General features: G+C 62.2%; 20 protein-coding genes. 12 read left to right on the top strand and 8 right to left on the bottom strand.

Annotation, left to right across the window (positions count from 1 at the left end; genetic code table 11):
- Nucleotides 1–24: 24 nt before the first annotated feature.
- Nucleotides 25–729: an HAD family hydrolase gene (locus ACQKP1_RS04145; protein ID WP_427274298.1), complete on the top strand. Its 705-nt coding sequence runs from the start codon at nucleotides 25–27 to the stop codon at nucleotides 727–729.
- On the opposite strand, the gene ACQKP1_RS04140 is transcribed toward ACQKP1_RS04145, so the two are convergent.
- On the bottom strand, nucleotides 730–1,365 hold the full coding sequence (locus tag ACQKP1_RS04140; protein ID WP_427274297.1) for a DNA-3-methyladenine glycosylase I: 636 nt from the start codon (nucleotides 1,363–1,365) through the stop codon (nucleotides 730–732). It lies immediately after the preceding gene.
- 206 nt (nucleotides 1,366–1,571) lie between these two features.
- Between ACQKP1_RS04140 and ACQKP1_RS04135 the strand changes: the two genes are divergently transcribed.
- Nucleotides 1,572–2,393 carry a L,D-transpeptidase gene (locus tag ACQKP1_RS04135; RefSeq protein ID WP_427274296.1) on the top strand — a complete coding sequence of 274 codons (822 nt, stop codon included), beginning with the start codon at nucleotides 1,572–1,574 and terminating at the stop codon, nucleotides 2,391–2,393.
- A gap of 91 nt (nucleotides 2,394–2,484) precedes the next feature.
- Nucleotides 2,485–3,171 (top strand): L,D-transpeptidase, encoded by a 687-nt coding sequence (locus ACQKP1_RS04130; RefSeq protein ID WP_203013125.1) that lies wholly within the window; start codon nucleotides 2,485–2,487, stop codon nucleotides 3,169–3,171.
- A 78-nt stretch (nucleotides 3,172–3,249) separates the two neighbouring features.
- On the opposite strand, the gene ACQKP1_RS04125 is transcribed toward ACQKP1_RS04130, so the two are convergent.
- From ACQKP1_RS04125 to ACQKP1_RS04105, 5 genes are all read right to left on the bottom strand, one after another.
- Complete coding sequence (locus ACQKP1_RS04125) at nucleotides 3,250–3,723, bottom strand: hypothetical protein (RefSeq protein ID WP_427274295.1); 474 nt, start codon at nucleotides 3,721–3,723, stop codon at nucleotides 3,250–3,252.
- A 63-nt stretch (nucleotides 3,724–3,786) separates the two neighbouring features.
- Complete coding sequence (gene glcF, locus ACQKP1_RS04120) at nucleotides 3,787–5,100, bottom strand: glycolate oxidase subunit GlcF (protein ID WP_427274294.1); 1,314 nt, start codon at nucleotides 5,098–5,100, stop codon at nucleotides 3,787–3,789.
- Between the two features lie 49 nt (nucleotides 5,101–5,149).
- A complete protein-coding gene (locus tag ACQKP1_RS04115) occupies nucleotides 5,150–5,539 on the bottom strand; it encodes a DUF4870 family protein (RefSeq protein WP_427274293.1) in 390 nt (129 codons plus the stop codon).
- Nucleotides 5,536–6,744, bottom strand: coding sequence for an FAD-binding protein (locus ACQKP1_RS04110; protein WP_427276394.1), 1,209 nt, complete (start codon nucleotides 6,742–6,744; stop codon nucleotides 5,536–5,538). Before ACQKP1_RS04110 ends, ACQKP1_RS04115 begins: the two co-directional genes overlap by 4 nt.
- An 8-nt stretch (nucleotides 6,745–6,752) precedes the next feature.
- Nucleotides 6,753–8,186 (bottom strand): FAD-linked oxidase C-terminal domain-containing protein, encoded by a 1,434-nt coding sequence (locus tag ACQKP1_RS04105; RefSeq protein ID WP_427274292.1) that lies wholly within the window; start codon nucleotides 8,184–8,186, stop codon nucleotides 6,753–6,755.
- 139 nt (nucleotides 8,187–8,325) lie between these two features.
- Here ACQKP1_RS04105 and ACQKP1_RS04100 point away from each other — a divergent pair, with 139 nt between their 5' ends.
- Complete coding sequence (locus ACQKP1_RS04100) at nucleotides 8,326–9,222, top strand: LysR family transcriptional regulator (RefSeq protein WP_427274291.1); 897 nt, start codon at nucleotides 8,326–8,328, stop codon at nucleotides 9,220–9,222.
- Here ACQKP1_RS04100 and ACQKP1_RS04095 read toward each other — a convergent pair.
- Nucleotides 9,219–10,637, bottom strand: coding sequence for a DUF6880 family protein (locus tag ACQKP1_RS04095; RefSeq protein ID WP_427274290.1), 1,419 nt, complete (start codon nucleotides 10,635–10,637; stop codon nucleotides 9,219–9,221). The two genes, ACQKP1_RS04100 and ACQKP1_RS04095, sit on opposite strands and share 4 nt — an antisense overlap.
- A 66-nt stretch (nucleotides 10,638–10,703) precedes the next feature.
- Entirely contained in the window at nucleotides 10,704–11,975 is a 1,272-nt protein-coding gene (locus tag ACQKP1_RS04090) for a DUF3422 family protein (RefSeq protein WP_427274289.1), read from the bottom strand.
- Nucleotides 11,976–12,140: 165 nt separating this feature from the next.
- On the opposite strand from ACQKP1_RS04090, the gene ACQKP1_RS04085 reads away from it, so the two are divergent.
- From ACQKP1_RS04085 to ACQKP1_RS04050, 8 genes are all read left to right on the top strand, one after another.
- Entirely contained in the window at nucleotides 12,141–12,971 is an 831-nt protein-coding gene (locus tag ACQKP1_RS04085; RefSeq protein ID WP_427274288.1) for a FadR/GntR family transcriptional regulator, read from the top strand.
- Nucleotides 12,968–13,741 carry a (Fe-S)-binding protein gene (locus ACQKP1_RS04080; RefSeq protein WP_427274287.1) on the top strand — a complete coding sequence of 258 codons (774 nt, stop codon included), beginning with the start codon at nucleotides 12,968–12,970 and terminating at the stop codon, nucleotides 13,739–13,741. Before ACQKP1_RS04085 ends, ACQKP1_RS04080 begins: the two co-directional genes overlap by 4 nt.
- A gap of 23 nt (nucleotides 13,742–13,764) precedes the next feature.
- A complete protein-coding gene (locus ACQKP1_RS04075) occupies nucleotides 13,765–15,189 on the top strand; it encodes a LutB/LldF family L-lactate oxidation iron-sulfur protein (protein ID WP_427274286.1) in 1,425 nt (474 codons plus the stop codon).
- A gap of 3 nt (nucleotides 15,190–15,192) precedes the next feature.
- On the top strand, nucleotides 15,193–15,870 hold the full coding sequence (locus ACQKP1_RS04070; protein WP_427274285.1) for a LutC/YkgG family protein: 678 nt from the start codon (nucleotides 15,193–15,195) through the stop codon (nucleotides 15,868–15,870).
- 133 nt (nucleotides 15,871–16,003) lie between these two features.
- Nucleotides 16,004–17,341 (top strand): glycosyltransferase family 4 protein, encoded by a 1,338-nt coding sequence (locus ACQKP1_RS04065; RefSeq protein ID WP_427274284.1) that lies wholly within the window; start codon nucleotides 16,004–16,006, stop codon nucleotides 17,339–17,341.
- Nucleotides 17,338–18,096, top strand: coding sequence for an HAD-IIB family hydrolase (locus ACQKP1_RS04060; protein ID WP_427274283.1), 759 nt, complete (start codon nucleotides 17,338–17,340; stop codon nucleotides 18,094–18,096). Before ACQKP1_RS04065 ends, ACQKP1_RS04060 begins: the two co-directional genes overlap by 4 nt.
- A gap of 174 nt (nucleotides 18,097–18,270) precedes the next feature.
- Nucleotides 18,271–18,780 carry an NUDIX hydrolase gene (locus tag ACQKP1_RS04055; protein ID WP_427274282.1) on the top strand — a complete coding sequence of 170 codons (510 nt, stop codon included), beginning with the start codon at nucleotides 18,271–18,273 and terminating at the stop codon, nucleotides 18,778–18,780.
- Nucleotides 18,781–18,957: 177 nt separating this feature from the next.
- On the top strand, nucleotides 18,958–20,463 hold the full coding sequence (locus ACQKP1_RS04050; RefSeq protein ID WP_427274281.1) for an inorganic phosphate transporter: 1,506 nt from the start codon (nucleotides 18,958–18,960) through the stop codon (nucleotides 20,461–20,463).
- Nucleotides 20,464–20,476 lie beyond the last annotated feature (13 nt).

The following is a 20,476-nucleotide window of genomic DNA, read 5'->3' as shown; positions in this document are numbered from 1 at the left end:
CTCCTGATCGAAAAAGGAGGCGTCATGTCCAACCGCCCTGTCTCCGTGATCGGCTTTGATGCCGACGACACGCTCTGGCAGAACGAGCAGTATTACAAGCTGACCGAAGGCCATTTCCGCAGCCTGCTTGCCGATTATGCCGAAGGTGAGCATGTGTCCGACCGTCTGCTGGAGGCGGAAAAGCGCAATCTCGCCCATTACGGCTTCGGCATCAAAGGTTTCACGCTCTCGATGATCGAGACGGCGCTGGAGGTCACGGAGGGCCGTGCGCCCTCTTCCGTGATCAGCGAAATCCTGGCGATCGGACGCGATCTCTTGAGCCATCCCGTCGAATGCCTGCCGCATGCCCGCGATGCGCTGGAGGCTTTGGCCGGCAAATACTTCCTCGTGCTGATCACCAAAGGCGATCTCTTCGACCAGGAGCGCAAGCTGGCGCAGTCCGGCCTCGGCGACTATTTCGATGCGGTCGAGATCGTCTCGGACAAGACGGCCACCACCTATCGGCGGGTCTTCGGCAAACATGGCGAGGGGCCGGAGCGATCCATGATGATCGGCAATTCGCTGAAATCCGACATCGTGCCGGCTATTGCGACCGGGGCCTGGGGGGTGTTCGTGCCGCATGAGCTGACCTGGGTGCTGGAGCATGTCGAAAAACCCGAGGAGGCGCCGCGCTTCCGCGAGATCCCGGATCTCGGGCATGTGCCTGAGCTTGTCGCCAACCTCGCCTGATCAGGGGCGGACGAGCCGGGTCCGTAATTCCTCGGTCGGCACGCGACGGCAACAGCCTTCGATATGGTCGTTGACCAGACCCATGGCCTGCATGAAGGCATAGACCGTGGTCGGGCCAACGAAGGTCCAGCCGCGTTTCTTCAGATCCTTCGACAGGCGGATTGAGGTGGGCGACGTGGGGTTCGCCTTGAGGGTGGCATAATCCATGCGCTTCGGACGTTCCGAGGCGTCGGGTTCGTAACTCCAGAAGTAACGAGATAGCGAGCCGAATTCCGCCGTGAGGTCGATCGCGCGGCGGGCGTTGTTGATCGTCGAGACGATCTTGCCGCGATGGCGGATGATGCCGGCGTCCGCCAGGCATCGGGCAATATCCTCGTCGCCGAAGCGGGCGACCGCGTGGAAGTCGAAGCCGGCGAAGGCAGCGCGGAAGTTGTCGCGTTTTCTCAGGATCGTCAGCCAGGAGAGGCCGGACTGGAAACCTTCGAGGCAGATCTTCTCGAAGAGCCTGATATCGTCGGTGACCGGGCGGCCCCACTCTTCATCATGGTAGCGGCGATAGTCGTCGAGGCCGCCATGCCAGAAGCAGCGGTCGAGACCGTCCTCTCCCCGGATGAGGCCTTCGGCTGTCGTCTCCATGCGATTCTCCCCCAATGCGGAAACGCGTTTACCATTTGTTCACGACTTTTCCAAACCGGCTGCTAACCCTTCCGAAAGGTTTACGGGCTCGATCGCATTTTCATGAAGGCCTCTTTACCAATTGGCGGCCTCCGCTCTGGCACGATCTGCTGGAATTGGCGGCATGTCTTGCCGCCGCATCCGGTCCCTAGTTCGCGAGTTGTCCGATGTCGAAGACTTCCCTGTTTCTGGCCCTGCTGACAAGCCTGTCGATTGCCCTGCCCGTTCAAGCCAGTGATCGCTACAAGAGCCGCCCGCCCGTCATGGTGAGCCCCGACCTGCAGGCGTCCTGGGTGCTGCAGCTGGGTGGCGTGCCCGCGCAAACGCGGAGTTCTGTGACGCCGCAGCGCCAACGTCAGATCGTTCCGGCGGGTCGCCAGCGGGTCGTCGTTCAGCCGCAGCAGGTGCTTCGCCAGCAGCCGGTGCAGCAGCAGCGGCGTCTTGTGCAGCAGCGCCGCGTACTTCTCCCGCAGCAGCAGCCGGCAGAGCAACAGGTCGCAATGCGGCCGGACAAGCCGGTGCGCACGCAGATCGAGCCGAAATTCCTGCCGCAGATGGTCGAGTACCAGACCAAGCACAAGCCGGGCACGATCGTCATCGATACGCGCGAGCGCTTCCTCTATCTCGTCATGGCCGACGGCATGGCCAAGCGCTACGGTGTCGGTGTTGGCAAGCCGGGCTTCGAATGGGCCGGCACGCACAAGGTGACGTCCAAGCGCGAATGGCCAGATTGGCGCCCGCCTCAGGAGATGATCGCCCGCGAGGCAGCCAAGGGGCACTTCCTGCCCGCACATATGCCCGGCGGCCCGGAAAATCCCCTCGGCGCGCGCGCGCTCTATCTCGGCTCGACGCTTTACCGCATCCACGGAACGAATGCGCCGTGGTCGATCGGCAATGGCGTGTCCTCCGGCTGCATTCGCATGCGCAACGAGGACGTGACCGATCTCTATGAGCGGGTGAAGGTCGGCACCAAGGTCATTGTGATCTGAGGCACAGACAATATCACAAAACATCGATTAGCGCTTGCTTTGAGAGGCGAAGCCGCTAGGCTCTAAGCCCTGCAAATCAGGGGGATTGCCTATGTTCAACACGACTTTCCGCAAGGCGGCGGTGGCGGTGATCGCGCTCACCATCGCCTTGCCGGCGCCCGCCAGTGCCATCAGCCTCAATCGCATCCAGACGACGAGTGACGTCACACTCGTTGCGCAGCAGCGCAAGGAAGTGCCGGAGAAGTTCAAGCGCAAGGTCGTGCGCCTGACGACGGACGAGAAGCCGGGCACGATCATCATCGATACGAACAACAAGTTTCTCTACTATGTCGAAGGCAAGAACCGCGCGACCCGCTACGGCGTCGGCGTGGGTCGTGAAGGCTTCGGCTGGTCTGGCGTGGTGAAGATCGGCCGCAAGGCGGAATGGCCCGAATGGCGTCCGCCGGCAGAGATGCGCCGCCGCGAAGCCGCCAAGGGCCATATCCTGCCGGTCGTGCAGGAAGGCGGACCGGACAATCCGCTCGGTGCGCGCGCCATGTATCTTTACAAGGGCGGCCGCGACACGATCTTCCGCATCCACGGCACGAACCAGCCCTGGACGATCGGTCTCAACATGTCGTCGGGCTGCATCCGGATGATGAACAAGGATGTCGAGCATCTCTACGAGCGCGCCGCGATTGGCAGCAAGGTGATCGTCATCGGCCCCGGCAACCGCCAGGGTGACGTCTCCTTCGACGACAAGGGTGTCGATATCCTGCGCACGATCTTCGGCGGCTGAGCCCAAACACCGCTCATGAAATGCAGACGGCCGCATCGCCAAGATGCGGCCGTTGTCGTTTCGGTTCGTGTCACTCGGTCAACGCTTGATGTCGCAGAAAATATCACCCTCGTGGGAGAGGATCTGCTCGCCGCCGACGGCGCTGCCCATCTTCAGCTTGACGACTTTCAGGTCGTAGCGCCCCGTAAACCGCTTTGTGGTACTCGAATTACGGTCGGTGATCATCGCCACAGACACGCGATAGAGCGGCTCCCTTTCCGGGGCAAAGGCATGGATGCTGAAGCGCAGGTCGCGCTCATCGATCCAGTATTGGCGCAGCATATCGGATCGGATCTGGAAGCGGCGAAAACCGGATGGTGCGGCCTTGTCTTTGACCCCGGCCATGCCACGGAAATGCACCAGCTTTTCCTGATCCTTGCTGCTGAAGCCGCTTTCCAGCGACATGTCTATGACACTGTCGGAAGTGGCGCAGTAAATCCGCTCGATCGCTGCCGCCGGGGTCACGGTCGGACACAGCAACAGCAATGCGATAACAATCGTCTTTCTCGCCATGATGGCCTCTCCCGGGCTGCTCCATCCCGGGACAATCATTACAGCTATCGCTTAACAATTCGCTCAAACCGCCGCGCGGCGATCGAGCGCTTTCGGACGCGGACCGCCATAGGCCCAGTTCAGCAACTCGACCGTATGGACAACGGGAATGCCCGTCGCCGAGCCGATCTGGGTCATGCAGCCGATGTTGCCGGCAGAGATGATGTCAGGTTTCGTCGACTCGATGTTCTTCACCTTGCGGGCCTTCAGCTTGGCGGAAATCTCCGGCTGCATGATGTTGTAGGTGCCGGCTGAACCGCAGCAGAGATGGCCTTCCGGCGGGTCCTTGACGGTGAAGCCGGCCGATTTCAGAAGGAGTTTTGGTGCCATCGTCACCTTCTGACCGTGCTGCAGCGAACAGGCGGAATGATAGGCAACCGTCAGCCCCTTCGTCTCCGCGATCGGCAGATCGAGAGTGGAGAGATACTCGGTGACGTCCTTGGCGAGTGCCGAAACGCGCGCTGCCTTTTCAGCATAGGCCGGATCGAGGCGCAGCATGTGGCCATAGTCCTTGATCGTCGTGCCGCAGCCCGACGTCGTGACAATGATCGCGTCGAGACCACCCGCTTCAATCGCACGGGTCCAGACATCGACATTGCGGCGAGCGCTGTCGAGCGCCTGTTCTTCGCGACCCATATGGTGGACGAGCGCGCCACAGCAGCCCTCGCCCCGGGGTACGATAACTTCGACACCGAGGCGGGTCAGCAGCGAGATCGCCGCTTCGTTGATGCCGGGATCAAGAACGGGCTGGGCGCAGCCGGTGAGGATCGCCACACGCCCACGACGGGTGGCTGAGGCCGCATGGATGGCGGGCTTGGCGAAGTCCGAGGGTGGAGCGACCTTGGAAGGCGCGAGCCTCAACATGGCGGCCATGGGCTTGAGTGACTTCACCTGATCGAAAAGGCCGGCGAAGGGGCGACCGAGAGCGGCGAGTCTGAGCGCCAAACGGAAGCGGCCCGGATAAGGCAGGACCATCGCCAGCATGTTGCGGGTCAGCCGGTTCATCAGCGGGCGGCGATAGGTCTTTTCGATATGGATGCGGGCATGATCGACCAGATGCATGTAGTCGACGCCTGAGGGACAGGTCGTCGTACAGGCGAGACAGGAGAGGCAGCGGTCAATATGGGTGACGATCTGGTCATCCGCCGGACGGCCGTTTTCCAGCATGTCCTTGATCAGGTAGATGCGGCCGCGCGGGCTGTCGAGCTCGTTGCCAAGCGTCACATAGGTCGGACAGGTGGCGGTACAGAAGCCGCAATGCACGCATTTGCGCAGAATGCTCTCGGCTTCCGCGACATGCGGATCGGCGAGCTGCTCGGCGGTGAAATTGGTCTGCACGCTGTTCCTCCCCCGGAGCGGCCGGCATGGCCGCGCCCATGGCTTAAATTCAAATCCACCAGCTGGTGGGACGGGCGATCGGCTCGCCGGCCGAGGCCTTTTGCAGGCCGATGACGCAACGGACGACAAACAAAACCATGGCCAAAAATCCAAAGGCGATTGCCACCACCACAAAAAGCCGCACTAGGATAAACGCGGATAAAAGCAGATATAACAAAGTGAGCCATACGGTCCGGATTGCATAGGTGTAATGAGTGTCGAGCCAGGGCGCACCCTTGCCGCGGTTCACATAGGCCATGATCAGCCCGACAATGCCGGTCAGGCCGATGACAAAGCTGACGAGGTATAGGACATAGACAACCTGCACGTTCAGGCGGCCAGGCGAGAACCAGCCCTCGCCTCCCGAGGTCGCGGGCGGTTGGTATTGTGGATCAGTCATGGCAAAACTCCTTGCATCATCAGACCGGGATTGAAGATCCGGTGTGGATCGAGTTTTGCCCTGACTCGGTCTGAAAGCAAAGCGACGGCCGGCGATTGCGGTTCAAAGGCAGCGAGTTCGGCGCGCACCAGCGGTGCGGCCCTGGCAAGCGTCGCGTGACCGCCGCCAAGGGTGCGGATGCCTTGGCGCAAGACCTCGGCCTCCGGATCGGCCTCCATGCGCATCCAGACGAGACCGCCCTGCCAGTCGTAATAGGCATCGATACCGGCGCGCAGCCGCAAACCGGCGACGAGCTTCCAGGCCTGCGACGGGGCCATGGACAGGCGCCAGAGCGGCCGGGCCGTGCCATCGGCATAGGGCAGGACATCGCGGATTTCGGCCCAGAGCGATTTCGTCTCGCCAGCGTCGAGACGGCTGACAGGGCCCAAGCCTGCCATGGCGGCCATCAGTTTTTCAGCACGGACAGCAACAGAGGCTGCGAGGCCTTCGAGGCGCATGACCGTGGCCGCGCCCTCGGGAAGCTTGCCGCCGATGAAACGACCGCGGACACTTTCCGGTAGGTGGGCTGCACCGGAGACTTCGACGGAGAGCGACAGGGCTGCAGCGAGGAGCTTCATCGCCTGCTCGTCTTCCAGGCCCGAGACGACAATGGTGGTCGCCGTCTTCGGCACCGGCAGAACTTTGAAGGTGACTTCGGTGAGGAACCCGAGCGTGCCGTGGGATCCGGCGAGCAGCTTCACGAGATCGAGGCCGGTGACGTTCTTCATCACCTTACCACCGGCCTTCACGATCTCACCTGCCCCGTTGACGAAGCGGACACCGAGCAGGTGGTCACGGGCCGCACCTGCCGTGAAACGACGGGGACCGGAGCTGTTGACGGCAAAGAGGCCACCGATCGTGGGCGTGCCTGAAGTCCCCATGGCGCCGCGATGGTCCATGGGTTCGAAGGCCATGCCTTGGCCGTTCGCTGCAAGGGCCGCCTCGATCTCAGCAACGGGCGTGCCGGCACGGGCTGTGATGACCATTTCGGCGGGGTTGTATTCGACGATGCCGGTGAGACCGGCCGACGACAGAGTGGTTTCCGCGGTGACGGAATTGCCGAAGCCCGCACGGGTGCCGCCGCCGCGGATGTGAAGCGGGGTTTTGCGGTCGGCGTGATCGCGGATGATCTCGGCGGCTTCGGTTTCGGTCGAGGGCGTCAGCATGCTTGCCATCATCCCCTCCCCTCCAACGGAAAGACTTTCGAGGGGTTGAGAATCCAGTCCGCATCGAAAGCCGAGCGCACGGCCATCTGCTGGTCGAGGTCGACCTGGGTGAACTGGTGCAGCATCAGGTCGCGTTTCTCGATACCCACTCCATGTTCGCCGGTCAGGCATCCCCCCGCATCGACGCAGAGCTTGAGGATCTCCATGCCGGCGGCTTCGGCTTTCGCGGCATCTTCCGGGTCGTTGATGTTGTAGAGGATCAGCGGGTGCATGTTGCCGTCACCAGCATGGAAGACGTTGGCGACACGCAACCCGTAGCGGTCGATGATCTCGGAGGTCTTGCGCAACACGTAAGCGAGCTGGCTGAGCGGCACGGTTCCGTCCATGCAGATATAGTCGGCGATGCGGCCGGTGGCACCGAAGGCAGATTTACGGCCTTTCCAGATGAGGGCCGCTTCCGTCGCCGACTGGCTTTCGCGCACCGTCTTCACGCCATGGCGCTTGGCGATCTCGACGATCGCGGCGAGCATTGCCTCCATCTCGGCTTCGGAGCCCTCGACCTCGACGATCAGCAGAGCCTCGACATCGAGCGGATAGCCGGCCTTGGCGAAGGCCTCGCAGATCTCGATCGCGGGCTTGTCCATGAACTCGATGGCGACCGGAATGATGCCGGCGCCAATGACGTCGGCAACGCAGGAGCCGGCTGCTTCCGCGCTGTCGAAGCCGAAGAGCACGGGGCGTGCGCCTTCGGGCTTGGCGAGCAGACGAACGGTCGCTTCGGTGACCACGCCGAGCTGGCCCTCCGAGCCGCAGACGAGGCCGAGCAGGTCATAACCTTCGGCATCGAGATGCTTGCCGCCGAGATCGACCACCGTGCCATCGACGAGGACCATCTTGACCCCAAGGAGGTTGTTGGTGGTGACACCGTATTTCAGGCAGTGGGCGCCGCCGGAATTCATGGCGATATTACCGCCGATCGTGCAGGCGAGCTGAGAGCTCGGATCGGGGGCGTAGAAATAGCCGTCGGCGTTGACCGCATCGGAGATGGCAAGATTGGTGACGCCGGCCTGCACGGTAGCCGTGCGGTTCTGATAATCGATGTCAAGGATGCGCGTCATGGCGGACAGGCCGAGGACCACGGCGTCCTCCTGCGGGATTGCGCCGCCCGACAACGATGTGCCGGCGCCGCGCGGGACGACAGGGATGCCATAGCGGTGGCAGTATTTCATAACGGCCGCGACCTGGGCTGTCGTCTCAGGCAGGACGACGGCTAGCGGACGGCGGCGATAGGCGATGAAGCCGTCCGTCTCGAAGGGGACGAGCGCGTTTCGCTCCTCGACAAGGCGGCCTGGCGGCACCAGTTCCTTCAGATCGGCAAGGATCTCGGCGCGGCGCGAAAGCACCTCCGGTCTCGGCGACAAAAAGGCGATGGCCTCGCTCATGACGGTTTCCTCCCCATGTGCCCCCGATCCTAGCCGGATGGGCCGCGCCGCTCAACTGGTCTATTTTTCTTACCACTAGGACTTTCGCAGGGCAAATGCTATGCACTTATGACCAAATCGGAAAAAGTAAGATCCACTCATGACCAATCTCGGTGATCTCGAAGTCTTCGTCCGGGTGATCGCGGCGGGCAGCATGTCTACGGCGGCGCGCGACCTCGGGCTGTCACCTGCTGTCGTCTCCAAGCGCATCAAGCGGCTGGAGGACAAGCTCGGCACGCGGCTGCTGCAACGCACGACGCGGCAGATCTCGCTGACGGAAGCCGGCCAGGGATTTCACGAGCGGGTGCTGACGGTGCTGGGCGGGCTGGAAGAGGCGGAGGCTTTCGCGTCAGGACGTTCTTCGGAGGTCAACGGCACGCTGAAGATCTCGGCGTCGACCTCCTTCGGTCGCATGCATGTCGCGCCGTACCTGAAACCCTTCATGGAGGCGCATCCGGATCTGGCGATACATCTGGTGCTGTCGGACGAATTCACCGACATCGTCGGCGGTGGCTTCGATCTCGCGATCCGTATTGCGGAGCTGAACGATTCCTCGCTGGTCGCTCGGCGGCTTGCGCCCGTACGCCGCGTGCTTTGCGCAGCACCAAGCTATGTTGCCGAACACGGAACGCCTGAAACACTCGACGACCTGAAAAAGCATCGCTGCCTGCCAGCGCATAACCATGAATCCTGGCGCCTGGAAGGTCCGACCGGTCCGATCACCCTGCGCCCCGAGGGGATGCTGATCACCAATTCCAGCGAAGTGATCCGTGAAGCCGTGATCGCGGGCCTCGGGATCGCGCTTCGCTCCACCTGGGATGTGGGCGCGGAACTGAAGAGTGGCAAGCTGGTACAGGTGCTGCCGCAATATGAAAGCTCGCGCAATGTGGCTCTGTCGGCCGTCTATCCGAGCCGCCAGTTTTTGCCCGCGAAAGTACGGCTGTTCATCGATTATCTGGCGGAGCTTTATGGGCCGGTGCCTTATTGGGAACGTTAGGGCTGCCCGGAAAGCCCGCCCGGTACCGAGCTCCAGAAACCATACTTCTTCGAGTGAATGCGCCTGAGTTCTGCGAGGAAGGCGGCATGGGTCGTTAGACCGTGACCTTCGGGCAGGTTCGGCATGAGGCGCGCGAGTTCACCGACGTAACGCCCGGCATGCGGATAGGCCATGCCGATGCCGCGCCGCAGGATATCCTCGACCAGCACACGGTAAAGTACGACGGCGGCCAGTGGCTCTTTCGCTGCGAGCGCTTCGGCGGCCGGGGCGAGGTCGTCGTAGTGGCGGCCTTCCCAGTCATGGCTGTGGCGTAGGACGTGGGCTGCGGCGAGATCAAGGCGCGGCCAGGCGAGGAAGAAATCCAGTGCTAGATAGATGTCCTCATGCTCTTTCGCCAGCGCCAAGGCACGGTCGAGCTCGTCGAATTCGGCGAAGTCGTCGAGCTTCGACAGGTAGAGCTTGAGGACGGATGGATCGAGAGTTTCAGAAAACTCGCGCCAGCGCAGTTCCTGCGCGTCTTCGCGGCGCTTCAGCTTGTCGAGGATCTCGGCTTCCAGAAGGCGGCGTTCATGGGCGCCATAATCAGGACCGACGGAGGCGAGCACGCCATTGACCGGGATCAGGCGGACGCCGCGCGGGCGCTCGCGGACCCATTCCAGCGCATCTTCATGGCGGCCAGCCTGATGCAACATGTCGGCGACAGCCAGCGTATCGCGCCGGTTGTCGGGCTTTTGTCGTTCGAGCTTCAGGAAGTCGTCGATGTCGCCCTGGTGCAAAGCGAGCGACTGGAGAAGGTCGAGCGCGCCGAGCTTCAGGGGCTCGGAGGGCAGAACTTCGGCCAGAACCGTTCGCCATGCCTTGGCGGCCGGGCCTGAGACTACGCCGGTCAGCGCGCGAAGGAAACCGGTGTGCTCGCCGTAGCGATCCCGCAACCGCAAGCGTTCCAGATGTGGCACCAGAAGCGGCTGCTCTTCGGCATCAACCGTCTTGATCAGTTCGAGAGCCACGAGCTCCGTATCCTCGAAGACCTTCCAGAGGCGGGCATTGTCGGTCGCCATGCGGGCTGAAACCGGGAAGCGCAGGCCGAGGAAACGCAGGATTCGCTCGGCGGCGGCCTGGGGATCGGCAGCGCCGAGTTCGGAGAGGATATTGCGGGCAAGCGCTGCGAATTCACCGGCGAGATCACGGGCGCGGGCCCGGTTGATGCGCGTCGTTGCCTGGTCGATCGCGTCGAGGCGCTTGTCGATCAGTCGCGCCATCTCGTCCGGACCTGTCTCGCCGGCGAGCGCCGTTTGCAGTCTTGCCTTCAACGCCTTGTTGGCGGCAGCCTCCTCCAGAAGTATATCGACCAGTTTCTCGAGCCCAAGGCCTGACAGCCCCTTCTTGTCGAGTTTCGCCTTGGTCTGCTTCGCCATACTGCCTGTTACCCGCCACTGTGTGCGATCTTATATCGATCCGCAGGGCGCGTCAGCAAGACCTGATCAGCCCTGCCGTTCGTGGCTTCTGCGGATCCGTCGAACAACCCACCAGACGCCAAGCACGGAGAGCGGCACCGAAATGCCGGTGATGATGGCCGTGTCGAAGGGCAGGAGGTCGTGCGGGATCGCCTTGGCGGCGTAACCGACGAGACCGACGACATAATAGGAGATAGCGGCGACCGAGAGGCCTTCGACCGTCTGCTGCAGGCGAAGCTGCATTTCGGCACGGCTGTTCATGGCGGTCAGCAGGTCGGAGTTCTGACGCTCCAGCTCGACATCGATCCAGGAGCGAACGAGCGCAGTCGCACGGGAAAGTTTTCGCGACAGGTTGGCCTGGCGCTCCTCGACGGACTGGCAGGTGCGCATGGCGGGCGCCAGCCGCCGTTCGAGGAAGGAGCCCAGCGTCTCGTGACCGGGCACCGGCGTTTCATCCAGCGTCTTGATGCGCTCGCGCACGATGCCGTCATAGGCGCGACTTGCGCCGAAACGGTAGAGGCTCAAGGCGGCATTGGCTTCGAGTTCGGCGGCAAGGCGTGTGAGCTCGGAGAGCATCTCGTCGGATTCGTCGCGGGCATGGGCCTTCATCCGCTGGGTAACAGCAGTCAACCCGTCCTCGATGCGACGGATCTCCGGCGACAGTGTTTGGGCGAGCGGCAGGCCGAGCATGGCCATGGTACGGTAGGTTTCGATGTCGAGCAGGCGCTGGACCACGGCGCCGCGGCCGGCTTCCGTCATGCCTCTGTCAATGACGAGGATCTGGGTGAGGCCATGGCCATCCTGGCGGAAGTCGGTGAGCACGGCGGCCTGGCCGTTCTTCAACTCGCTATAGCAGAGGCTTGCGGGATCGAAGGCGGCGCGGGCTTCGGCGATTTCGGAACCATCAGGGCGAAGTTCGAGGCGGATGCCCGAGATCAGCGGACCAGGCGCGATGAAGCCGTCGCCGAAGGGATGGATCGGCACGTCGCCACCGAAGCTTTCCGGCAGCGGCCCGTCCCAGAACCAGGTCGAAAACTCGGTATGGCGTTCCCAGCGCAAGGTGCCCTGCCCCCAGGCGAGCGAATGATAGCGTCCGTTTTTCTCCGGCGGGGCGACGCCGCGGGCGCGGGACAGTTCTGAAATGGCCGCGTGATGCACGGCCGAACCGCCATCCATCATGAAGGCAAGCTGAAAGATCACGCGGCCGGATTTGACCAGCGCGTAGGGTCGCGCATGGATTTCTCCGAGCGCCAGCGCCCGCTCCGGCGCCATTGGAAATGCAAAATCACCCTTTGCCACGCCGACCGTCTCCCTTGCCCGTTCCTCAAGCTAGCAGTGCGCTCGTCTCCGCGCAAAGGTGCAAACGTCACAGACCCGCATTCGACAAAGTGCTCACGCATCGACTGGACAAGAAAGTTGACCACTTGTCGTTTCGCTTGCTATGAAACGGCATTGGAGAGGGTGATGACCGAGAGCGACCAGACACTGTTTTCCGGCGTGAGCCACAGCCGCACCGCCGACGAGGTGGTGCAGCAGATCGAGCTGTTGATCCTCGACGGTGTGCTGCGGGATGGCGACAGGCTGCCGGGCGAGCGGGAACTGGCGCAGTCGCTGGAAGTATCGCGGCCGATCCTGCGCGATGCGCTGAAGGAGCTGGAGACCCGGGGGCTGCTGATCAGCCTTCATGGCGGCGGCACCTTCGTCGCCGATATCATCGGACAGGTGTTTTCAAAGCCGATCACCGACCTCATCTCCCGCCATGCTCGCGCCACACGCGATTATCTCGAATATCGCCGCGAACTAGAAGGCCTCACGGCGGAGCTTGCGGCGCAACGCGCGACGGACACCGACAAGGCACTCTTGTCCCGGATCATCGAGGACATGCGGAACGCCCATGGGACACAGGAGCCGGAAGACGAGCTCGCGGCCGACGTCGAATTCCACAATGCCGTCGGTGAGGCGGCACACAACATCATCCTCCTGCACACCATGCGGGCCTGCTACCGGCTTTTGTCTGAGGGCATCTTCTTCAATCGTAAGGCTGTCTTCTCGCTGCCCAATGCGCGCGAACAGCTTCTGGACCAGCACGTGGCGATCCATGACGCGATCCTCACCGGCGATCCGGAAGCGGCCAAGGCCGCAGCCCAGGCGCATATCGATTTCGTCATGCGTGCGGCCGATGAAAGTGCGCGCGCCGGCGAATGGGGTCGCGTCGCAAAACTCAGGCTGATCCGCCGCGACGGCGGTCGCACGGGCCGTGCAGCCAGCCACTCGAAGACGGAGACAAAAGCGTGAGCCAAGTCCAAACCCGGCCGAAGGTCGGCCTCTTCGCCACCTGTCTTGTCGACCTCTTCCGGCCGAGCGTCGGCTTTTCGGCGGCCAAGCTGATTGAAGACGCCGGCTGCGATGTGCATGTGCCGATCGCCCAGACCTGTTGCGGCCAGCCGGCCTATAATTCCGGCGACACCAAGGATACGCGTGATCTGGCAAAGCAGGTGATCGAGCAATTCGAAGGCTTCGACTATGTCGTTGCCCCCTCCGGGTCCTGCGGGGCCATGCTGAAGATGCATTATCCGGAGCTCTTCAAGGGTGACTCGCTCTGGGAAGAGCGCTGTCGGCGCTTCTCGGACAAGGTGTTCGAGCTCGTTTCCTTTCTCACCGACGTCAGAGGGATGACCGAAGTCGAGGTCCGGCTCGACAGAACCGTCACCTATCACGACAGCTGTTCTGGCCTCAGGGAGCTTGGCATTTCGAAGCAACCGCGCGCGCTTCTGTCGAGCGTCGAGGGGCTGGAGCTCAAGGAGATGGCCGGACCGGATGTCTGCTGCGGTTTCGGCGGCACCTTCTGCGTCAAATATCCCGATATTTCCGGCAAGATCGTTTCGAAGAAAACGGCGATGATTTCAGAGACCGGCGCCGAACTGCTGCTCGCCGGCGACATGGGCTGCCTGATGAACATGGCCGGCAAGCTGAAGCGCGAGGGCTCGACCATCGAGGTTCGGCACGTCGCGGAAGTGCTGGCCGGGATGACCGACAGCCGGCCGATTGCCGGCAGCGGCAAATAGACGACACGAGGGAGGAGGAAGGCATGCAATTCACCGCCCCGCAGTTCAAGGACAATGCAGCCCGAGCGCTGGCCGATGGCCAGTTGCAGAAGGCGCTCACCAATGTCGAAAAGGGTTTCATCGCCAAGCGTGCCGCGGCCGCCGCCGCCCTTCCAGAGTTTGACGCCCTGCGCGACAAGGGCCGGGAGATCAAGAACCACACGCTTGCCCACCTCGATCTCTATCTCGAAGCCTATGAGCGCAAGGTGACGGCATCAGGCGGGCATGTGCATTGGGCCGAGAGCGCCGAGGATGCGCGCCGGCTGGTGCTCGACATCTGCCAGCGGGTCGGGGCAAAGACCGTGACCAAGGGCAAGTCGATGATCACCGAGGAGATCAATCTCAACGACTTCCTCTTCGAGCATGCGATCGAGCCGGTCGAGACCGATCTCGGCGAATACATCATCCAGCTTCGCGGCGAGCATCCGAGCCATATCATCGCGCCGGCGGTGCATCTCAACAAGGAACAGGTGGAGGAGGACTTCCGCCGGGTGCATACGCATCTGGACCCGAAGCGCGACCTGACGGCGCCGGAGACGCTGCTGTCGGAAGCCCGCCAGGTGCTACGCAAGCGCTATTTCCAGGCGGATGTGGGGATCACCGGCGCCAACTTCTTGATCGCCGAGACCGGCACCTCCGTGATCGTCACCAACGAGGGGAATGGCGACCTGACGCAATCGCTGCCGAAGGTGCATATCGTCGTCGCCTCGATCGAAAAGCTGGTGCCGACGCTCGAAGACTGCTCACAGATCCTCAGGCTGCTCGCCCGCTCGGCGACCGGCCAGGACATCTCCGTCTATACAACCTTCTCGACAGGGCCGCGCCGGGCTGAAGACCCTGATGGGCCGGAGGAATATCACGTCATCCTGCTCGACAACGGCCGTACCGCCATGCTCGGCAGCGAGTTCCAGGACATGCTGCGCTGCATCCGCTGCGGCGCCTGCATGAACCACTGTCCCGTCTATCATGCTGTCGGTGGCCATGCTTATGGCTCGGTCTATCCGGGGCCGATGGGCGCTGTCCTCACACCGTCTCTCTTTGGCGTCGACATTTCAGGCCATCTGCCGAATGCCTCGACCTTTTGCGGGCGCTGCGAGAGTGTCTGTCCCATGCATATCCCGCTGCCGAAAATGATGCGGCATTGGCGCGAGCGCGAGTTCGAGAAGCATCTCAATCCGGCGACGGCGCGCTACGGGCTCGGTGTCTGGGCCTTCTTTGCCAAGCGACCGAAGCTCTACCGCATGGCGACCTCGATCGGCGCGCGAATGCTGAACCTCATCGGCGGTAGTCGTGGACGGATCGCGTCCCTGCCCTTTGCCTCGGGCTGGACCGATATCCGCGATCTGCCGGCGCCAGAGGGGCAGACCTTTGCCCAGCAATGGGCCGCACGCCAGAAGCAGGGAGCCTGACCGATGGACAGCCGCCAAGCCATTCTTTCCCGCATCCGCACCTCGCTGAAGGTTGACGCTGGCGATACGGAGCGCGCTGCCGTCGTGGCAAAACGGCTTGCCGAGCGCCCACCAGGGATCATTCCGAAAAGGGGCCAGCTGCCGCCTGCAGAGCGTCTGGCTCTCTTCATCGCGATGGCCGAGAAATACAACGCGACGACGGAGCGTCTTTCCACCCTCGAGGCGCTGCCGCAGTCTGTTGCCGAGTATCTGAAGCAGCGCAACCTGCCCGCTGCAATACGGATCGGCGCGGATGCGCGCCTGACATCACTCCCGTGGCATAGTGCTGGCGCTCTGGATATCCGTCACAGCGCATCCGACGGCAATGATCTGGTCGCAGTGAGCCACGCCTTTGGCGGGATCGCCGAGACAGGGACGCTTTGCGTTCTCTCAGGACCCGACAACCCGGTGACGCTCAACTTCCTGCCCGACCATCACATCGTCGTCGTCGAGGCCGCCGCGATTGTCGGAGACATGGAAAGCGTCTGGGCCAATCTGCGAAAGGCTGACGAAGAGACCATGCCGCGGACGGTCAACATGATCACCGGCCCGTCCCGTTCCGCCGACATTGAACAGACGCTGCTCCTGGGTGCCCACGGTCCGCGGGCACTCCATATCATCATCGTCGGGACGCCGGCGTGAGCGCTTGCGAAAGTGCCCGGACGCAAAAGTTCCGGGCCATCGCGAAAATTTCATCCAAAAAATGAAACAATTCCTGCCACAACGCGTTATCATTCCCGCTTCTTAAGAACGAAATTTTCAGAAGGTGGGGATTATGGCACTTCAAACGGATCCGCATGAGACGCCGCGCATCGCGCTCGTCTCAACGCATGGCTATGTCGCAGCCCAGCCGCCACTCGGAGCCGCCGATACCGGTGGCCAGGTGGTCTATGTTCTCGAACTTGCAAAGAAACTCGCCCAGCTCGGCCACAAGGTCGATATCTTTACCCGCCGCTTCGAAGACCAGCCGGAGATCGACGCGGTGGACGATAATGTGCGCGTCGTGCGGATTCCCTGTGGCGGGCCTGACTTCATTCCCAAGGAATATCTGCACCGGCATCTGACCGAATGGAACGAGAAGGCGCTGCGCTGGATCAAGCGCGAGGGGCTGACCTATCTCTTCATCAATAGTCACTACTGGGATGCAGGCGTTGCCGGGCAGCGCCTGTCCGAAGCGCTGCGTGTGCCGCATATCCACACGCCGCATTCGCTCGGCATGTGGAAGAAGCGTCAGATGGAGACCGACTATCCGGAACGCGCCGACCGGTTCGAAGAAGAATTCAACTTCAAGGAACGCATTCAGCACGAGCTGATCGTCTATCGCAGCTGCCAGCTGGTGATCGCCACGACCCCCATCCAGCTGGACATGCTGACCGAGGATTACGGACTGGCACGCAATCACGTGCACATGATCCCGCCGGGCTATGACGACAATCGCTTCTACCCGGTGTCGGAATCCTCGCGGCAGATGGTGCGCCAGCGCTTTGGGTTCGAAGGCAAAACGGTTCTGGCGCTCGGCCGGCTTGCGACCAACAAGGGCTACGACCTCCTGATCGACGGTTTTGCCGTCATGGCGGAGCGGGTGCCGGAAGCGCGGTTGCGGCTGGCGCTTGGTGGTGAAAGCCTCGATGCGCAGGAAGAGACTATCCTTGCCCAACTCAAGCAGCAGGTGGCCGATCTCGGCATCTCAGACAAGGTCGAATTCTCTGGCTTCATTCCCGATGACGACCTGCCCGACATGTACCGGGCCGCCGATCTCTTCGTGCTCTCCAGTCGCTACGAGCCCTTCGGCATGACCGCGATCGAGGCGATGGCCAGCGGCACGCCAACGATCGTCACCATTCACGGTGGCCTGTTCCGCGCCGTCAGCTATGGTCGCCATGCCCTATTTGCGGATCCCTTCGACAAATACGATCTCGGCATCACCATGATGAAGCCCTTCAAGCATCCGAGGCTTTACGGGCGATTGTCGCGCATGGGCGCGCACAAGGCGCGCAGTCTTTTCACCTGGACCGGGATCGCTCAGCAACTCGTGGCTCTTGTGGAAGGCCGTCCGGTGGCGCAAGCTCTTGAAGAAAGCGACTGGGCAGAACCATGGAACGACGGGGATTGAAACCGATCCGGCTCTTTTCGTCCGATCTCGACGGGACGCTCGCGGGGGACCGCGATGCGTCGGTCGAGTTTGCGCAGCTGTGGCGGTCCTTGCCGGACGGCGAGCGACCGCTGTTGGTCTACAACAGTGGCCGCCTGATCGAAGACATCATGGAATTCACGTGGGAACAGGGTTTGCCGCAAGCCGACTTTCTGATCGGCGGCGTCGGCACCATGATGCATTCTTATGATCATCCCCATATGTCCGATCAGTACACCGCGCTGATCGCCGACGGCTTTGATGTCGACCTTATCGAGGCGGAGCTCGTGATGATGGAGCGGCTGACCCGGCAACCGGCACAGTATCAGCATGACTATAAGTCGAGCTGGTATCTGCATGATGCGACGGCGGACGACATTCTGGAACTGGAGCAGATGCTCGCCAGTTCGGGCCATCGGACACGGGTCGTCTATTCCAGCGCCCGCGATCTCGACGTTCTGCCTGATGTCGCCGACAAGGGAAAGGCGCTCGCATGGCTCTGCGGCGAGCTTGAGATCGGCCTGGACGAGGTGGTGGTTGCAGGCGATACCGGCAATGACAGGGCGATGTTCGAGCTCGACGGCGTGCGCGGCATCATGCCCGGCAATGCGCTTCCCGAACTCGTCAGCCTCGCGCAGGCAAGGCCCGGCATGATTGCCACTCAAGGGACTGCTGCCCGAGGCGTCATCGACGGGCTGAAGGAATTCGGCGTGTTTACGACGCCGAAAGACAACTAGATGTCGGCAAATGCGACTTTCGAGTACCGAATGTCGCATTGAATTGAACACATGGCGCCTACACCTGATAGGCAGCGATAACCATCGTGTGAAAAGCGTATCATCCGCACAAGATTGGCCGCGAAAGCGCGGTATTTTGGCGTATTCTGATAGACGAATCGAGGTGCAAGTTCATTGGGTATCATTGGCCGTATCACATCAGACCTCAGGCTCATGCTGCAGCGTCCGCCGCGGCAGCAATTTGCTGCGATCTGTCACCGGACGCGCAAGAAGACCGGTGAGCTCGAGGTTTTGCTGATCACAAGCCGGGATACCGGGCGCTGGGTCATTCCGAAGGGCTGGCACATGCCGGGCAAGCAGCCCCATGCCATCGCCGAGCGGGAGGCCTTTGAAGAGGCCGGCATCAAGGGCAAGGCGGGTATCGAGCCAGTCGGATACTACACCTACATGAAGAAGATGCGTGGCGGGCACAAAGTCCCGACCCGCGTTCAGGTCCATGCGCTCGACGTGAAAGGCTTCGTCAAGGAGTTTCCCGAGAAAGGCGTTCGTCGTCTCGAATGGGTCAGCTGCGCGGAAGCAGCCACCCGCGTCGAGGAGCCGGAACTCAAGTCACTGTTCCTGGAATTCCCGAAGCTGACACAAATGCCCGCGCCAAACCTAGAAAAGGCTGCAAAACGGGCCTGAAAGCGACTGTCACAAAACTGTCATATTGCAGCGCGGCCGCTTTGTCGCTAGGGGCTTCTGCGACCCGATGAGATCTGCCGTGGCGCGCCTATCGCGTACGGATCAAGCGTCATCATCCGCCGCTACAACAAGAGAACGAGGAAACCGGACAGGGACCCTCTTCCGGAGACACCCGCCATGGGCAAGCAAAAGCCGAAACTTGTGAAGCCGACCCTCGACAAGGATCTCGACAAGATCGCCCATGTCGAGGAAGCGGCGCAGCACGTGTCCAGAGGTTTTGCGCCACTCGGCATTGCGCTGATCTTCATGGTGCTCGCCACCGTGTTTGCCGGAGCGCTTGCCATGGACCGGCCGGGCGCCTGGATCATCGTCGCTGCAGCCGCGATCGGCGCTTATATGGCGATGAACATCGGCGCGAATGACGTTACCAACAATGTCGGCCCCGCGGTCGGATCTCGTGCGATGACCATGGGGGTCGCGCTCGCCATCGCCGTGGTCTTCGAGACGGCCGGTGCGCTGATCGCAGGCGGCGATGTCGTCTCCACGATCTCGCGTGGCATCGTCGATCCGGGCAAGATGCCGAGTGCCGATGTCTTCATCTGGGCGATGATGGCCTCGCTCCTATCGTCAGCGCTCTGGGTCAATCTCGCGACATGGATCGGCGCACCTGTCTCCACGACCCATGCAGTCGTGGGCGGCGTTCTTGGCGCAGGTGTCGCGGCAGCCGGCATGTCTGCCGTCGACTGGGGCGTCATGGGCGGCATCGCGGCAAGCTGGGTCATTTCGCCAGTCCTTGGCGGAGTCATTGCTGCACTCTTCCTCGCCTTCATCAAAGAATTCATCATCTATCGCGAAGACAAGATCTCGGCGGCTCAGCGCTGGGTGCCGGTGCTGATCGGGATCATGACCGGCTCCTTCATCGCCTATCTTGCGCTCAAGGGCCTTAATAAGCTCATCTCGATCAGCCTGTTGCAGGCCTGCCTGATCGGCCTTGCCTTCGGCTTCCTGTCGTGGTGGCTCAGCGTGCCGCTGATCCGCCGACAGTCGCGCGGGCTGGAGAACCGAAACCAGTCGCTGCGCAAGCTCTTCCAGCTGCCGCTCATTTTCTCGGCCGCACTGCTCTCCTTCGCCCATGGCGCCAATGATGTGGCCAATGCCATCGGCCCGCTCTCGGCGATCGTGCATGCCGCGCAGGACAGCGAGATTTCGGGGCAGGTCACGGTGCCCTTCTGGGTCATGGTCATCGGTGCTGCCGGCATTTCGCTTGGTCTGCTTCTCTTCGGTCCGCGCCTAATCCGGCTCGTCGGCGAGCAGATCACCAAGCTTAACCCGATGCGCGCCTTCTGCGTCTCGCTTTCGGCAGCCATCACCGTGATCGTGGCGTCGGCGCTGGGCCTGCCGGTCAGCTCCACCCACATTGCCGTCGGTGCCGTCTTCGGCGTCGGCTTCTTCCGTGAATGGTACACGCGCAATTCCAAGCGGCGCATGGAATACATGCGCAACAAGGCGGAGCGTTTCGTGATCGAGCCGAAGCCGGAGCGCAATCCCGAAGAGATCCGCCGTCGTTATCTCGTGCGCCGTTCGCACTTCATGACGATCGTGGCGGCGTGGATCATCACCGTTCCGGCGTCGGCTGCCCTTGCAGCCGTGCTTTATTGGGTTATGTCTCTGATCGCTCTTTGATCCCGGAGACGAG

The sequence above is a fragment of the Allorhizobium sp. NPDC080224 genome (assembly GCF_050281005.1).
Taxonomy (GTDB): Bacteria; Pseudomonadota; Alphaproteobacteria; order Rhizobiales; family Rhizobiaceae; genus Allorhizobium.
Note: the sequence above shows the minus strand (reverse complement) of the source record. Positions and strands in the feature narration are given on the sequence as shown.

Bases quoted from the DNA above. Each gene is read 5' to 3' on its own strand.
- ACQKP1_RS04085 (WP_427274288.1), top strand. From the start codon at position 12,141: ATGACCGAGAGCGACCAGACACTGTTTTCCGGCGTGAGCCACAGCCGC.
- ACQKP1_RS04140 (WP_427274297.1), bottom strand. From the start codon at position 1,365: ATGGAGACGACAGCCGAAGGCCTCATCCGGGGAGAGGACGGTCTCGAC.
- ACQKP1_RS04125 (WP_427274295.1), bottom strand. From the start codon at position 3,723: ATGGCGAGAAAGACGATTGTTATCGCATTGCTGTTGCTGTGTCCGACC.
- ACQKP1_RS04105 (WP_427274292.1), bottom strand. From the start codon at position 8,186: ATGAGCGAGGCCATCGCCTTTTTGTCGCCGAGACCGGAGGTGCTTTCG.
- ACQKP1_RS04110 (WP_427276394.1), bottom strand. From the start codon at position 6,744: ATGCTGACGCCCTCGACCGAAACCGAAGCCGCCGAGATCATCCGCGAT.
- ACQKP1_RS04135 (WP_427274296.1), top strand. From the start codon at position 1,572: ATGTCGAAGACTTCCCTGTTTCTGGCCCTGCTGACAAGCCTGTCGATT.
- ACQKP1_RS04070 (WP_427274285.1), top strand. From the start codon at position 15,193: ATGGACAGCCGCCAAGCCATTCTTTCCCGCATCCGCACCTCGCTGAAG.
- ACQKP1_RS04075 (WP_427274286.1), top strand. From the start codon at position 13,765: ATGCAATTCACCGCCCCGCAGTTCAAGGACAATGCAGCCCGAGCGCTG.
- ACQKP1_RS04115 (WP_427274293.1), bottom strand. From the start codon at position 5,539: ATGACTGATCCACAATACCAACCGCCCGCGACCTCGGGAGGCGAGGGC.
- ACQKP1_RS04065 (WP_427274284.1), top strand. From the start codon at position 16,004: ATGGCACTTCAAACGGATCCGCATGAGACGCCGCGCATCGCGCTCGTC.
- ACQKP1_RS04095 (WP_427274290.1), bottom strand. From the start codon at position 10,637: ATGGCGAAGCAGACCAAGGCGAAACTCGACAAGAAGGGGCTGTCAGGC.
- ACQKP1_RS04050 (WP_427274281.1), top strand. From the start codon at position 18,958: ATGGGCAAGCAAAAGCCGAAACTTGTGAAGCCGACCCTCGACAAGGAT.
- ACQKP1_RS04145 (WP_427274298.1), top strand. From the start codon at position 25: ATGTCCAACCGCCCTGTCTCCGTGATCGGCTTTGATGCCGACGACACG.
- ACQKP1_RS04100 (WP_427274291.1), top strand. From the start codon at position 8,326: ATGACCAATCTCGGTGATCTCGAAGTCTTCGTCCGGGTGATCGCGGCG.
- ACQKP1_RS04130 (WP_203013125.1), top strand. From the start codon at position 2,485: ATGTTCAACACGACTTTCCGCAAGGCGGCGGTGGCGGTGATCGCGCTC.